The following is a 13,919-nucleotide window of genomic DNA, read 5'->3' as shown; positions in this document are numbered from 1 at the left end:
CGATCTTGTTTCGTCAAAGTGGGCAGGGGTTTTGAGTATCGCGGTCTTCGCTATTTTTGCTGCTACACGAAAACGAGAATAGAACAATCCCCTTTGGGACAGACCGCTACTGCACCTGTTCACCAATGGGACGATCCCCTCCAGGACAGACGTAGGCACTCAGACCATAGCTGCATCTTGACCAGGGAGCACAGGGTTGTGAAAACCCCCTCGAGAACGGCGCTCGAGGGGGAGTAAGTTTGTTATCTCTTTGCTATCTCTGTACGGTCAGGGTGTAAGAACCCGAACCGCTGTAGGAGTAGACCCACCAGCGATAAGTACCTGCACTGGCCGAGTAGGTGATGCTCTCGTTGGAGGTAGCGCTCTCCGAACGGGCTACCGTAGTCCAGCTCCCCAAGCTGTTGCGTCTTTGCAAATAAAGATCGAAGTCTGCATTTGAGGGGCCGGTAAGGGTGCCCCTGAGGGTGCCGCCAGCGTAGCTAAAGCCAGCGGTGCCAGGGTGGTAGCTGGACTGGCCGGTGCTGCTGAGGGTACCGGTGTAGGTCTCCCCCGAGGACGGGGGGGGCGGGGTGCTGCCAAGCAGAGAATAGAGCAGCAGGTTGGGCGAACCACTGCCCACGCTCGAGAGGCGGCCCGAGGTAGCACTACCGATAATAGCGCTGGCCACAGCGCTGGGGGTAGCGCTGGGGTTGGCCTGCAGGTAAAGCGCTGCCGCGCCTGCGACGTGCGGTGCTGCCATCGAGGTACCGTTGATGGTGTTGGTGGCGGTATCGGAGGTGTGCCAGGCCGAGGTGATGGAAGAGCCTGGAGCGAATAGGTCGAGACAGCTGCCGTAGTTGGAGAAGGAGGAGCGGGCATCGGAAGAGGTGCTCGAGCCCACAGTAATGGCATTGCCTACACGGGCAGGCGAATAGTTGCAGGCGTTGGCGTTGGAGTTGCCTGCGGCCACAACAAAGGTTACACCAGCCCCAATGGCATTGTTGACCGCAGTGTCAAGCGCGCTGGATGCCCCACCGCCCAGACTCATGTTGGCAACAGCAGGCTTGCGGTGGTTCTGGGCAACCCAATCCACTCCAGCAATTACGCCCGAATTGGAACCCGAGCCGTTGCAATCGAGTACCCGTACCGGGTGCAAGATTACACCCTTGGCAACGCCATAGGTGCTGCCACCTACAGTGCCCGCCACATGGGTACCGTGGCCGTTGCAATCATCCGCAGTACCCCCCGGTGTCACCGCGTCGTATCCGTTGTCCATACGCCCACTAAACTCAACATGGGTGCGGCGGATACCGGAGTCAATGATGTAGGCGCGAACCCCGGTGCCTGTGTAGTTATAGGTGTAGCTGTTCGACAGCGGAAGGTCACGTTGATCAATGCGGTCAAGGCCCCAGGTGGCCGGGCTTTGGGTAGCCCAAGCCTCCATGATCTGGTCAGCCTCAATATAGGCAATGCGGTCATCCTGTCGCAGACGACTGAGCTGTTCGGCAGACAGGCGAACAGCCACACCCTGTAAGGCAGTGGTATAGGCCTGGCGCACCTGAGCCCCCTCGAGCCCCAGGCTCTGCAACGTCTGGCCCTGCACCACACCCATGCTCAAGCCAGCCTTCAGGCTTTGCAGCGCGGGCAGCACTCCTGCGTCCTTCTTGTAAACCACAATGTACTGCCCCTGAATCGCTCGAGGATTGTCCAACCCCAAAACTGGGACGCCCACTTCCTCGGTTGCTTGGGGACTGGACGTGCAGGCAGCCAGAAACAGTAAGATCATTGCCAACAGCGTAAATCGGCGCATATCAGCCTCCAGAAGAGATTGGGATTTGAAGCCCGTGGAAAATCCTAAGCTGTAGCGTGAATTTGGTCAACACAATTTAGCCATAGGCCTGCCTCCCGGTATACGAATCGGCAGGACTTTGCCCTGGCAGCAAGATAAAACCCTTTATGCAAGAGCAGCATAAAGGGTTTTTTCGTCTGCAATTTGGTGGGCGACGAGGGACTCGAACCCCCGACTTCATCCTTGTAAGGGATGCACTCTACCAGCTGAGTTAGTCGCCCGTTTTGGTGACCCCAAGGGGATTCGAACCCCTGTTACCGCCGTGAGAGGGCGGCGTCCTAGGCCACTAGACGATGGGGCCGCTGGAGCCTTTATTAGGTCTGTGGGAATGGGCCCACAAACTAGACCGTCCATAAGGGTAGCACAGGGTCGCCCATTCGTAAAGACGAACCCCCGGATTTCGCCGGGGGTCTTTTGGTGGACCGCACAGGACTCGAACCTGTGACCAACCGATTAAAAGTCGGTTGCTCTACCAACTGAGCTAGCGGTCCAGTTTTTGAGCCTTGGGAGCAAAAAACTCCCAGCAGCCTTAGAGATTATAGGCAAACGGCCCAAAGTTGTCTATAGCGAATGGCTGGAAAAAAGCCGGGGGCCAGAACCCTGCTGGCCCCCAGGCCCAGGCAAACCTACCAGATATAGAAGATGGTCACGATAAAGAGCCAGACCGCGTCCACCAGGTGCCAGTACATCGAGGAGCCCTCGAGGGTACCCTGCTCGTGGCTGTCGATCTTGCCCGCCAGGCCCTGGGCATAGGCCAGGGTGAGGCCTGTTCCACCGATAACCACGTGCGCCCCGTGCAGGCCCACGATCAGGAAGAAGGCCGTGAACCACAAAGCCGCCTTCTGGGCCGCCTCCGACTGGCCCGCAGCGTTCAGGGCTTCTACATAGTGCCCAGAGGCTATGGCAAACTCCCAGATCTGGAAGAGGAAGAACACCACCCCCAGCAGGATGCTAATCAGCATACCCAGCTTAAAGGGCGAGAACTTGTTGTTGCGCAGGTCGTGGTGGGCATAATGCACGGTGAAGGAGCTGGCCACCAGGAAGAAGGTGTTCAAGAGGGCCAGCCACAAGGCCGGGCGGTGCTCCTCGGGCGGCACCGCAGCCCCGGTAAGGCGCAGGTAAAGGTAGCCTGCAATCAGGATGCCGAAAAGGGCGATTTCCGAAACAATGAACCAGGCCATGCCCACCCAGGCGTTGGACTTGCCAGTAACCGTGTGGTGCACCACCGGGTGGTCGTACTCTTTACGCAAAGCCCACTGGAAGAGGCTGTATAAGAACAGCACCAACCCCGCTGCCAGCCAGCCACCCCAACCCGCAACCCCACCCACCGGGGCATTGCCCAGGTTGGGGGCCAGGGAAATCCCGATACCAGCAATCAAGAGCCCCACTGCGGTCATGAAGGGCCATATTGTAGGAGCCGGTAGGTGGATGGTGGCGGGGTCTACCGGAGTCGGCTTCAGACCCTCTTTTTCCCAGTCGTACAGGGGCCGCTCAGACTTGAACACCGTGGGGAATTGCACGGCAAAGTTGTACGACGGCGGGGGCGAGGAAGTGGCCCACTCGAGCGTGTACCCACCCCAGGGGTTGTCGGGGGCCTTCACGTTCTGGCGGAAGCTCTGGATCATGGCAATCAACCAGGCAATGCCGCCCAGAGCCAGAATGATAGCCCCAACCGTGGAAGCAAAGTTAAGCTCGTTCCACAGGTAGGTGCCGTCGGGGTAGGTGTAGTAACGGCGGGGCATCCCCAGGAAGCCCAGCACGTACTGGGGCATAAAGGTGATCAGGTAACCCACCAAAAAGAGCCAGAAGTGCACCTTGCCCCAGAACTCGGGGTACATGCGCCCGGTAATCTTGGGCCACCAGTAGTAAAGGCCGGCAAAAGCCAGGAAGCCCGAGCCCGCCATCAAGACGTTGTGGAAGTGGGCCACCACGAAGTAGCTGTCCTGCACCTGGTAGTCAAAGGGCACCACCGCCAGCATGACCCCCGTAATCCCCCCCAGCAGGAAGTTGAACATGAAGCCCATCACGAAGAGCAAGGGGGTCTTGAAGTCGAGCTGGCCACCCCACAAGGTGCCCAGCAGGTTGAAGATCTTCACCCCGGTGGGCACCGCCACCAGCACGGTGAAGAACACAAAGACCAGCTGGAACAACAGACTCTCACCCACCGTGAACATGTGGTGCGCCCAGACCAGAAAGCCCACCACCGCGATGCCCACCAGGGCGAACACCATGAAGCGATAGCCAAACACTGGCTTACGCGAGAAGGTCGAGGCAATTTCGGCGGCGATGCCCAGGTAGGGCAGCAACATGATGTAGACCGCCGGGTGCGAGTAGAACCAGAAGAACTGCTGGTACAGGACGGGGTCTCCACCAATGCTAGGATCAAAAAGGCTCAGGCCCAGCTTACGCGAGAGCAAGACGGTCAGGCTAGCCGCAGTAATACCAGCCAGGGCAAACAGCGAGAGCATGGAGGTGGCAAAAATGCCCCACACAAAGATGGGCATCTTCCACAAGCCCATCCCCTTGGTTCGCAGGTTATACACCGTGGCGGCAAAGTTGGCCGAACCCAGCAGGCTCGACAAACCCACCAGCAAGACGCCCATCATGAAGAAGTCGGTGCCGAGGCCGGTGGTGCGCGAGAAGGGGTAGTAGAAGGTCCAGCCCACGTCTGGTGCCCCACCGAAGAAAAGTGAGGTGTAGATGAGCACCGCCGAAAACACGAAAAGCCAGGCCGCAAAGGCGTTGATGCGCGGCAGGGCCACGTCCCGCTCACCCAGCATCAGGGGCAGGATGAAGTTGCCAAACCCTGCCAGGCCCGCCGGAATGATGAAGAAAAAGAGCATGGTAGCGCCGTGCAGGGTAAGCACCTGGTTGTAGGCATCCCCTACCAGGAACTGCTGCTCGGGGCCAGCGAGCTGCCAGCGAATGGCCACCGCCATCAGGCCCGAAAGCCCGAAGGCCACAAAGGAAGTGACCAGATAAATCATCCCGACTTTTTTGTGGTCGCTGGTGGTTAGCAGATCCCAGACCGAAGCCCAGAAACCCATACGGGAAGCGCTTTGTGGAGTTACGACAGCCATAATTTGTTCAATCCTCCCGTTAGAACTTTTCCAGCTTGCCAAAATCGAGGCCATCCACTTTATGGCTCATCAGATAAGCAGCGATGGCCTTCACATCTTCGTCGGACAGGTTGGTGAAGGCTGGCATTTTGACGCCAGGCTTCATGCCAGGAGAGTTTTTGATCCAGGGCTCGAGGTACTCCGGCACATTGGGCCACATCCCGGCCCCCACCGTGGTGCGGTTTCCGAAAAAGGTCAGGTCGGGGTTGCTGGGCAGCCCCTGGGAAACGCCTTTGATGGCATGGCAGGCTGCGCACTGCTGCTTATAGAGGGTCTCTCCTCGCACCAGGGTGGGATCGCTGGGGGCAGACGCCTGGTAGGCCTTGGCGCTTTCGATCCAGCGGTCGAACTCCTCTTGCGGCACCACCTTGACCCTAAAGCGCATATTGGCGTGGGAGGCCCCACACAGCTCCACGCACTGGCCGTAGTAGTTGCCAATTTTCTCTGGGGTCACCTCGATGTGGGTAACCACCCCCGGAATGGCATCCCGCGCACCCACCAGGCTGGCAATGCGGAACGAGTGAATCACATCGTAGTTGCCGCCATCACCGCCAGTAATTTCGAAGCGCACCGGCCTGCCAACAGGCAGAATAAGTTGATTGGAGTCGCGCACCCCGTAATCTTTGTAGTGGAAGTCCCACCAGAACTGCCAGCCGCGCACTTCCACCACCATAGCCCCTGGGGTGGGGCGATCCAGCTTGAACATGCTCTGGGCCGTCAGGCCAAAGATGATCAGCACAATCACCGTGGGGATAACCGTCCAGGCCACCTCGAGGCGATCGTTGCCGTGCATTTGCTCGGGCTCCCCGGTCTCTTTGCCGGTTCGGCGAAACTTGATGGTTACATAAGTCAGCGCGCCCGTAACCACCACAAACACCAGGGCCGCAAAACCCATCACCCAAGCCAACAACCCCCCAACTTCTCGGTTAAAGGCCGAGGCATCCCGATCCAGGATGTTAAGGGTGTGCCCCCCAGCCTGGCCCGGTTCAGCGGCCAGCACCAAACCCAGCATCAGCAGGACTATCAAACCTAGACTTCGTTGCAACATTCCTACATCCTCCCTTGGTCTTGGGGCATTCTAACGCACATTAGTTGGAGCCATTTTAGGGTATGCTACTCGAGGCGTAAAATACCCTATCCAGATAAGGTATTCTAGCTACATCCACATCGCTCGGTCTATAGCCATGGCAACAAAAAGTAATGCCAGGTATAACATGGAGTATTTGTACAGCGACAGCGTCCAGGAGGGGTTCAAGGTTTGGTAAAGCCGCACGCTGCGCACCAGCAATACCCCCCCCAGCAAAACCGCTGCAATCAGGTAAAACCAGCGCAGCTCGCCCATCAGCACCGGAATCAGTGAAATGACAACGGTAAGAATGGCATACAGTACTACCTGATAGGCGGTCTGGCGTTCGCCCCGCACCACCGGCAGCATGGGAATGCTCACAGCCGCGTAGTCGTCTTTGATCATCAGGGCCAGAGCCCAAAAGTGTACGGGCGTCCAGAAAAATATGATCAGGAAGAGGTACCAGGCAAACAGGCTCAACTCCCCCGTTACCGCAGCCCAGCCCACCAAAGGCGGGAAGGCCCCCGCCGCCCCCCCAATCACAATGTTGCTCCAGAAACGGCGCTTCATGTAGAGGGTGTAGATCAGCACATACCAGCCCAACCCAGCCATGGCCAGGAGGGCGGTGGTCAGGTTGGCGCCCCACCACAGCAGCAAAAAGGAACAAACCATTAAGGCTGTTGCAAAAATGCTTGCATCGCGGGTGCTGATCCTGTCGGTGACGGTTGGCCTCTGCGCGGTACGCTTCATGCGGCCGTCAATGTCGCGGTCGATGACCATATTGAAGGCGTTGGCCGAGCCAGCAGCCATATATCCGCCCACAAATACCACCACAAACAAACCCAGGCCAGGCCATCCGCCTGCTGCGATGAACATAGCCATAAGGGTGGTAAAAAGCAGCAAGCTGATGACGCGAGGCTTGGTCAACCAGAAATAGTCGCGCCAGGTTGCGCGCTCGGGATTAGCAACAGGAACCACCATAGCAGTTTACCTCGCCCTGGCCACTTCAGACACCACCGACCCTGCGCGGTAGGCCTGGCTGAGGGCCGAGACCAGAAGCAACAACCAGGTAACCCAAATCAGGTCGGAAAGCAAAAGATGAGGAAGCTGCGTGTAAAGCGGGGCTGCCTGCAGCACATTAAGATAGCCCACCCCAAGCTGCACAATAAACAAAGCCCCGACCATGCGGGCGAACAGCCTGGTGTAGCGGCTAGGGCGCAGCAACGCAACCATGTTGGCTACCAAAACCACGTACACGCTTACCAAAACAGCGATAAAGGGGTGATAGATGCGAAGCTGTACCAAAAAATGCTCACCCGGCGTCAGGGCCCGGCCCACTGCTTCAGCCGTATTGCGAACTGGAAACAAGGCATCGCCCAGCGAGGTCAGGGCCCCCGCAGCCGCAACCAGCAAAATCCCCCCCAGGCCAAGGCCCAAGGCCCAGCCCACCAGGCCCTGGCCTTTCCAGACCGGGCGATGTTCGGGGTGGCTCGACCACCACGCGGTAAGGGTCAGCGAGCCAATCAGGAAAAGGGTGTTGATCAGGTGAATAGGGGCCACAATAGCTCTGGCGATGCTGGCATCCTCCCCTACCAGGCGAAAAAGCACCAGGCCGGCCCCCACCAGGCTTTCAGTAATCATGAAGAACATGGAAAGACCGGCCCCCAGTCGGGCAAGGTGGCCTTTGGGGAAGATCCGGCGCGACCAGACCAAAAGTCCAACAGTCAGGAGCATCGAAAGCCCACTGGTGATGCGGTGGAAGAACTCTATGAAGGTCTCGAGGCCCCTGAACAGAGGCAACACCTCGCCGTTGCAGGTAGGCCAGTGGGCACCACAGCCATCGCCAGAACCGGTGGCCTGCACCACGTCCCCCCATAAAATGACCATGAGGGTAAAAACCACCACCCCCCAAGCGTAGAAGGTAAACCGTCGGCTCGACATAAGAAAAAGACCCCCCCTGGGGTAACCGTACCCATTTTGCCAGAAGCGCCGGGAGTGCACCATTAGGACAAATGTCCCAGTGGCAATTGCCTCGGCTACCCGCCAGCGCCATCCTGGCGCCACATTCATAACAAAGAGCCCGCTATGTAATACCGGATTCAAAAAGATAATCTTCAAACAAAAAGCGCTAAGAGGCTATCTTTTTGAATCCTAGAGCACTCCCTTCGGTCGGGTTAGTTCGTCACCGTTCGGCGACGAACTAACCGAATCTGGTATAAAACCCCTTGGCACTCCCACGACTAAAGGCGCTGGGTTTTATAGCTCCCCCACACCCCCTCGTTTCTATGAAGACGGCATGGCCGCCACAAGCAAAAACCGGCAGGGTCAGGCCCGCCCTGCCGGATAATCCGGCGCGGAGGTTCTAGGCAGTTTTGGGTTTTTGTACGAAGCGCAACACAAAATAAACTACCGCAGCCACAATCAGTACCGGAACCAGCACGCGCAACAGTGCCCAGATAAGGCCGGCCAACCCCTTGAGAAGGGCACCCAGGAACGTAAAGAGCCAGCCCCCCACCCACAGCACCACCAGTACCGCTACGGCAATCAAGAGGCCCAACACCACCCACTCGAGGATGTCCTGCAGCGAACGCTCGTTCATAAAATTCAGGATAGCACAACGCCCCCGGGATTCATCCCCCTTTCGGATGAATCCGCAGCGGGCATTACCGGCTGCCAAAACCCTGGACAAAGCTGGTAGTCCTGGTTGCGGCGAAACTGGGCTTGTCCAAATCGGCGCCATGCTCGCGTACCATGAGGGTAGTGGAACGTTATCGGCTAAGCGAAGGGCTGGTGGTGGGGCGCAAATCGCTCCCGGCAGGCGACGTAATCCTCTCGTTCGTGGGGCCACAAGGGGCGGCCCAGGCCATCGCCCGCAAGGCCCTGCGACCCACCGGGCGCAGCGGCAGGCTCTCGCTTTTTCATCACCTCCGGTACCAGGTCTACCAGAAACCCGGCAACGACCTGCCCACCCTCACCCAGGTCGAGCTGGTGGGGCGGCTCGAGGGTCTGGAAGCCCCCGGACGCTTTCCCTATGCCAGCTACCTGGCTGAGCTGGCCTTTCGCCTTGCCTCGCCCGAGGTTGCAGGTAGAATCTGGCCCCTGCTCACCTCGGGCCTGAAGGGAGTTGCCAAGCACCCAAACCCCCAGATCGCTTTTCTGTGGGCCAGCTGGCGGGTGCTCAAAGCCGCTGGCCTGGCCCCCAACCTGAGCGGCGCGGGGGTCTACCTGCTGGATGGCGAGCGGGTGGAACAAGGCGGGGTTTATCTGGGGCCAGACGGGACGGAAGCCCTGGCCGCCATCCTGCAGCTACCCGGCAGCGAGGCCATTGCACGCCTGGAAGCAGGCCCACCCCTGGATCGCTTGCAAAAAGCCCTGCTGGCGCATGTGCGCTATGTCGTAGGTGAGCCTGGCTCAGCCCAGCTGCTGGCTTTTTCTCATGCCAGGGAGTAAAAATGACCAAGATGCAATGGGCGCTGGTCTTGGTTTTTACCCTGGGCGTGGGTTTGCTGGCGACTTCCCGGCCACAAAACCCACCCCAGCCCGCCCAACCCAGCCAGCAGCACATCCGGGTACTGCTGTCCTACCGGCAGGGCGCAGGGACATTCGAGGGGCAGTATCTTTTCCCGGAGCTGTCGCTTTTGCCCCAGGGGGGCAGTGTGCAGCTTCTTAGCGGAGAGCAGAGCGAAAACCTTCGACCCGTGGTGAGCCTATTTGCCGGGAAGCCCCTGGCCTTCAAGCTGCAAAATGGCAGCCTGGTGGCTAGTTTCGAGGGCCTGACGTTTGCCCTGGACAGCTTGGTTTTGCTCAAGCCAGCCGACCCAGCCCAGCCTGTGCGCTACCGTCTGCTCAACACCCCCCGACAAAGCCCCCCCGAGTACCCGGGCGAGCTATGGCTGGAAAACCGCGGCAACGGGCTTTTGCTCATCAATAGGGTCGATTTTCAGGACTACCTCAAGCGGGTACTGCCCAGCGAGATGCCCGCCAGCTTCCACCCCGAGGCCCTAAAAGCCCAGGCCGTAGCGGCCCGCACCTATGCCTTCGCCAGGCAACAGGCCAAGACTTTCTGGAAACAGTTGGGGGCCGACGTGGACGACTCGGTAAACGAGCAAGTCTATAACCACACCCGCACCCATCCCGCCACCGACGCCGCAGTAGAGGCCACCCAAAACCAGATTCTGACTTTTGCGGGCGCCCCCATTCAGAGCTTTTTCTTTTCCACCAGTCCCGGCGCAACCGCCAGCATCGAGGAAGTCTGGATGGATCGGCCTGCGGCACCCTACCTGAAAGCGCGGGCTCTGAGCAATCCCATCAGCGTTTCGATCCGTAGTGAGGCCGAAGCCCTGGCCTTTTTTCAAATCCGGAACCCCCAGGGCTTTTACGAGGCCGAATCGCCCTTCTGGCGGTGGAAGCTGAGCCTTAGCCGCGAGGAGCTCGAGGCTCTCCTGAGCCGCACCCTCCCCCAGAGGGCCCAGAGCGCCCCCGCTTTCGTGCAAACCCCTGAAGGCCCCCTTTCGCCGGACACACCGGGGTTTTTGCTGGGCACCTTGCAGCAGCTCCGGGTCATCACCCGAACCAGCAGCGGATATGTCAGCGAGCTGGAAATCCAGAGCTCTACCGGACGCTACCGGGTTCGGCGCGAGTCCAACATCCGCAGCCTGCTGCGCCCGGACAAGGCCTTCACCGGAGGTGGCGATGTGGTGCTGGAGCTCTGGCGAGGTGAGCCCCGTCTGAATTTCCCCAGCCTTCCCAGCACAGCTTTTGCCCTGCAAGAGGAGCGCGATGCCCTGGGCAATCTGAAGCGCCTCACGTTCTGGGGCGGGGGCTTTGGGCACGGGGTGGGGATGAGCCAGTATGGTGCGCTGGGCCTAGCCCGGCAAGGGTACCGCTACCGCGAGATCCTCGAGCACTTTTACCCCGGCACCCTGCTAAGCCCGGCGCGGCCCTGAATCTAACGGAATGACAATCCACTGCCACAAATGCGTTATATAATTGCGCCATGTCACAGCCCAGACCCAAGCACGCCTGGATGCGCGAAACCTACCAAAAGTCGCTGGCCAAGATGCCCGAGCGTAGGGTCGCCCACAAGACCCTCTCGGACATTGCCCCCGAGCCGCTGTATACCCCCGAAGACCTGAAGGACTTCAACTACGCGGAAAAGCTGGGGTATCCCGGTGAGTACCCCTACACCCGCGGGGTGTACGGCTCCATGTACCGCAGCCGCCTGTGGACCATGCGGATGTTTGCTGGGTTTGGCACCGCCGAACAGACCAACGAGCGCTTCAAAAAGCTGCTGGCCGCTGGACAGAACGGACTTTCCACCGCCTTCGACCTGCCCACCCTGATGGGCTACGACTCCGACCATCCGCTTTCCAGGGGCGAGGTGGGCAAGTGCGGGGTAGCGGTGAGCAGCCTGGCCGACATGGAGCTTCTGTTTGAGGGGATCAACCTCGAACAGGTCACCACCTCCATGACCATCAACTCCCCGGCCAACGCCATCTGGGCCATGTACCTGGCCGCCGCCAAGAAAAAGGGCTACGACTGGAATAAGCTGGGCGGCACCATACAGAACGATATCCTGAAGGAATTTATCGCCCAAAAAGAGTTCATCTTCCCCCCCGAGCCCTCCACCAAGCTGGTCATAGATACCTTTGAGTGGGGGCCCAAAAACGTGCCCAGGTGGAACTTCATCTCGGTATCGGGGTATCACATCCGCGAAGCGGGCTCCACCGCCGTACAGGAGCTGGCCTACACCCTGGCCGACGGCTTCGAGTACGTGGAGTGGGCCTTAAAGCGGGGCCTGGATGTGGACGAGTTCGCCCCCCGCATATCCTTTTTCTTCAACGCCCACAACGACTTTTTCGAGGAAATCTGCAAGTTCCGGGCCGCCCGGCGCATCTGGGCTAAAGAGATGCGGCACCGCTACGGGGCCAAAAACCCCCAGAGCTGGATGCTCCGCACCCATGCCCAGACTGCTGGGGTCTCGCTCACCGCGCAGCAACCCCTCATCAACATCGCTCGAGTGGCTATTCAGGCTCTGGCCGCGGTGCTGGGCGGCACCAACAGCCTGCACACTGACGCCTACGACGAGGCCCTGGCCCTGCCCACCGAGGAATCGGCCAAGATTGCCTTGCGCACCCAGCAGATTATCGCCTACGAGTCGGGCGTAACCCACACCGCCGACCCCCTGGGGGGCAGCTACTACGTGGAGTGGCTCACCGATCAGATGGAAACCCAGGCCATGCAGATCATCGAGGAAATACGCCGCATGGGCGGGGTGGTACGGGCCATCGAAGAAGGCTACTTCCTGCGCGAAATTGCCGATGCCAGCTACCGCTTCCAGCAAGAGGTGGAGCGGGGTGAGCGGATTATCGTGGGGGTAAACGCCTTCCAGGACGAAGGGCTCAACGTGCCCATCCAGCTCATCGACCCCGCGGTGGAGCGCGTACAGGCCGAGCGGTTGGCCCAGGTGCGGCGCGAACGCAACCCCGAGGCCGTACAGCGGGCTTTAGCGGCCCTGCGGCAGGCCGCCAGGGAGGGGCGCAACACCATGCCCTACTTCGTCGAGTGCGCCCTGGCCTACTGCACCCTGGGCGAGATGATGGACGAGCTGAGGGCCGTCTACGGGGTCTACGAGGAACCAGTGCTGGTGTGATACCAGGCCTGGGTGAACAGTCTCCTACAGCGGGGACTGTTCACCCCGACCAATGGGACGATCCTCAAGCCGTCTGCAGGATAGGGATCTCCGAAAGGAAGGTGATGGGCAGTTTGCTGTTGCCCTGGTGGAAAGCGGCCAGGCGGGCTACCACGTTGGCCCCGGCCTTTTTGGCCACCTTCTCAAGCGCGTTCATGGTGCCACCCGAGGAGACCACATCGAAGACCAGGGCCACATTCTGGCCCATCAGCTTTTCGGCCATGCGGCTGTCCAGCCAGAGGGTCTCGGTGACGCCCAAAGTAAGCGACTCCACCTCCTGGATGATGGGGTCTTGCATATAGGGGCGGCGCTTGCGGCGCACCACCACATAGGGTTTGCCGCAAATGGCGCTCATGGCGTGGGCCAGCACAATGGGGGAGGTCTCGAGGGTCAGCAGGGCATCGGTCTCGGGGGGCAGGTGCTTGACCAGCCCCTCAGCAGCTGCCTGCACCAGTTCCACATCGCCCATAATTTCGATCAAGGGGATGTGCACCCCGGGCAGGGTCTCGACCACCGGTACATGGCGGGTAATTTTACCTATCGTGATGGGGTAAGTTTCCATATCGGGCTCTCTTTCTTACACCAAGGGCATAGCCATGGGCTTAGGTGTGAACTGAGCATAGCAAAGGTTATCTGTGCCTCGATGAACAAGGCCGTTTTTCGGCAAGTATCAAGCTGGCTTGAACAGCGGTAGGTGCCCCAGGGCGATGACGTCATCACGGGGGGAACCCTCAGTGAAGACGGCCATTACCGCGGCCACATGTCCTCCCACATCGGTAATCAGGTCGGAAAGGCCTTTGAGGGTACTGCCCGTCGAGACCACGTCGTCTACAATGGCCACCTTTTTGTCTTTGATGAGGGGTACGTCGGTTCCATCCAGCACCAGCAGCTGGGGCTTGCCTGTGGTAATGGAAATTACCGTACGCGAGACCGGGCTAATCATATAGGGTTTCTCGGTCTTACGGGCCACCACATAGGGCTTTCCGGTGAGGCGCGAGAGGGCATGGGCCAATGGCACCGCTTTGACCTCCGGCGTAACCAGGGTATCTACATCGGCAGGCATCCGCTTGGCCAGCTCGGCCGCCGCCTGCTCGACCACCTCGGTATCGCCCAGCATGTTAAACAAGGCCACCGCCACATCGGGGCCCACCTGTACTACCGGTAGTTCACGACGAACCCCGGCCACTTCCACAACATAGGTTTTCACGGTCATAG

At 59.6% G+C, this 13,919-nt stretch carries 9 protein-coding genes, 3 tRNA genes and 1 pseudogene; 3 read left to right on the top strand and 10 right to left on the bottom strand.

Going from position 1 to position 13,919, the window contains the following annotated elements:
* Nucleotides 1-253 precede the first annotated feature (253 nt).
* From Q355_RS0103225 to Q355_RS0103185, 8 genes and pseudogenes are all read right to left on the bottom strand, one after another.
* Nucleotides 254-1,765: a S8 family peptidase gene (locus Q355_RS0103225; protein WP_211247151.1), complete on the bottom strand. Its 1,512-nt coding sequence runs from the start codon at nucleotides 1,763-1,765 to the stop codon at nucleotides 254-256.
* Between the two features lie 208 nt (nucleotides 1,766-1,973).
* Nucleotides 1,974-2,049, bottom strand: a tRNA-Val gene (locus Q355_RS0103220).
* 4 nt (nucleotides 2,050-2,053) lie between these two features.
* Nucleotides 2,054-2,129: transfer RNA gene (locus tag Q355_RS0103215), tRNA-Glu, on the bottom strand.
* A gap of 114 nt (nucleotides 2,130-2,243) precedes the next feature.
* A tRNA-Lys gene (locus Q355_RS0103210) sits at nucleotides 2,244-2,319 on the bottom strand.
* 135 nt (nucleotides 2,320-2,454) lie between these two features.
* A complete protein-coding gene (locus Q355_RS0103205) occupies nucleotides 2,455-4,908 on the bottom strand; it encodes a cbb3-type cytochrome c oxidase subunit I (protein WP_027876465.1) in 2,454 nt (817 codons plus the stop codon).
* A 19-nt stretch (nucleotides 4,909-4,927) separates the two neighbouring features.
* The gene (gene coxB / locus Q355_RS0103200) at nucleotides 4,928-5,995 is read right to left on the bottom strand and encodes a cytochrome c oxidase subunit II (RefSeq protein WP_027876464.1); all 1,068 of its coding nucleotides are present in this window, start codon (nucleotides 5,993-5,995) and stop codon (nucleotides 4,928-4,930) included.
* A gap of 108 nt (nucleotides 5,996-6,103) precedes the next feature.
* A pseudogene (locus Q355_RS17070) lies at nucleotides 6,104-7,954 on the bottom strand (heme o synthase).
* Between the two features lie 421 nt (nucleotides 7,955-8,375).
* Nucleotides 8,376-8,612, bottom strand: a complete 237-nt coding sequence (locus Q355_RS0103185; protein ID WP_027876461.1) for a hypothetical protein — start codon at nucleotides 8,610-8,612, stop codon at nucleotides 8,376-8,378.
* Nucleotides 8,613-8,764: 152 nt separating this feature from the next.
* Between Q355_RS0103185 and recO the strand changes: the two genes are divergently transcribed.
* From recO to Q355_RS0103170, 3 genes are read left to right on the top strand one after another with little or no spacing between them, the layout of a single operon-like run.
* A complete protein-coding gene (gene recO / locus Q355_RS0103180; RefSeq protein ID WP_084496036.1) occupies nucleotides 8,765-9,463 on the top strand; it encodes a DNA repair protein RecO in 699 nt (232 codons plus the stop codon).
* A gap of 2 nt (nucleotides 9,464-9,465) precedes the next feature.
* Nucleotides 9,466-10,959: a SpoIID/LytB domain-containing protein gene (locus Q355_RS0103175; protein WP_027876459.1), complete on the top strand. Its 1,494-nt coding sequence runs from the start codon at nucleotides 9,466-9,468 to the stop codon at nucleotides 10,957-10,959.
* A gap of 50 nt (nucleotides 10,960-11,009) precedes the next feature.
* A complete protein-coding gene (locus tag Q355_RS0103170) occupies nucleotides 11,010-12,665 on the top strand; it encodes an acyl-CoA mutase large subunit family protein (RefSeq protein WP_027876458.1) in 1,656 nt (551 codons plus the stop codon).
* A gap of 64 nt (nucleotides 12,666-12,729) precedes the next feature.
* On the opposite strand, the gene Q355_RS0103165 is transcribed toward Q355_RS0103170, so the two are convergent.
* Together Q355_RS0103165 and Q355_RS0103160 are read right to left on the bottom strand one after the other, a co-directional pair.
* On the bottom strand, nucleotides 12,730-13,266 hold the full coding sequence (locus Q355_RS0103165; RefSeq protein WP_027876457.1) for a phosphoribosyltransferase family protein: 537 nt from the start codon (nucleotides 13,264-13,266) through the stop codon (nucleotides 12,730-12,732).
* 108 nt (nucleotides 13,267-13,374) lie between these two features.
* Complete coding sequence (locus Q355_RS0103160) at nucleotides 13,375-13,917, bottom strand: phosphoribosyltransferase family protein (protein WP_211247150.1); 543 nt, start codon at nucleotides 13,915-13,917, stop codon at nucleotides 13,375-13,377.
* Nucleotides 13,918-13,919: the final 2 nt, after the last annotated feature.

Source organism: Meiothermus cerbereus DSM 11376, assembly GCF_000620065.1.
Classification (GTDB): Bacteria; Deinococcota; Deinococci; order Deinococcales; family Thermaceae; genus Meiothermus; species Meiothermus cerbereus.
Note: the sequence above shows the minus strand (reverse complement) of the source record. Positions and strands in the feature narration are given on the sequence as shown.

What these genes read in the sequence shown, in the direction of transcription:
- Q355_RS0103225 (WP_211247151.1), bottom strand. Translation starts at nt 1,765, where the DNA reads ATGATCTTACTGTTTCTGGCTGCCTGCACGTCCAGTCCCCAAGCAACC.
- Q355_RS0103205 (WP_027876465.1), bottom strand. Translation starts at nt 4,908, where the DNA reads ATGGCTGTCGTAACTCCACAAAGCGCTTCCCGTATGGGTTTCTGGGCT.
- coxB (WP_027876464.1), bottom strand. Translation starts at nt 5,995, where the DNA reads ATGTTGCAACGAAGTCTAGGTTTGATAGTCCTGCTGATGCTGGGTTTG.
- Q355_RS0103185 (WP_027876461.1), bottom strand. Translation starts at nt 8,612, where the DNA reads ATGAACGAGCGTTCGCTGCAGGACATCCTCGAGTGGGTGGTGTTGGGC.
- recO (WP_084496036.1), top strand. Translation starts at nt 8,765, where the DNA reads ATGAGGGTAGTGGAACGTTATCGGCTAAGCGAAGGGCTGGTGGTGGGG.
- Q355_RS0103175 (WP_027876459.1), top strand. Translation starts at nt 9,466, where the DNA reads ATGACCAAGATGCAATGGGCGCTGGTCTTGGTTTTTACCCTGGGCGTG.
- Q355_RS0103170 (WP_027876458.1), top strand. Translation starts at nt 11,010, where the DNA reads ATGTCACAGCCCAGACCCAAGCACGCCTGGATGCGCGAAACCTACCAA.
- Q355_RS0103165 (WP_027876457.1), bottom strand. Translation starts at nt 13,266, where the DNA reads ATGGAAACTTACCCCATCACGATAGGTAAAATTACCCGCCATGTACCG.
- Q355_RS0103160 (WP_211247150.1), bottom strand. Translation starts at nt 13,917, where the DNA reads ATGACCGTGAAAACCTATGTTGTGGAAGTGGCCGGGGTTCGTCGTGAA.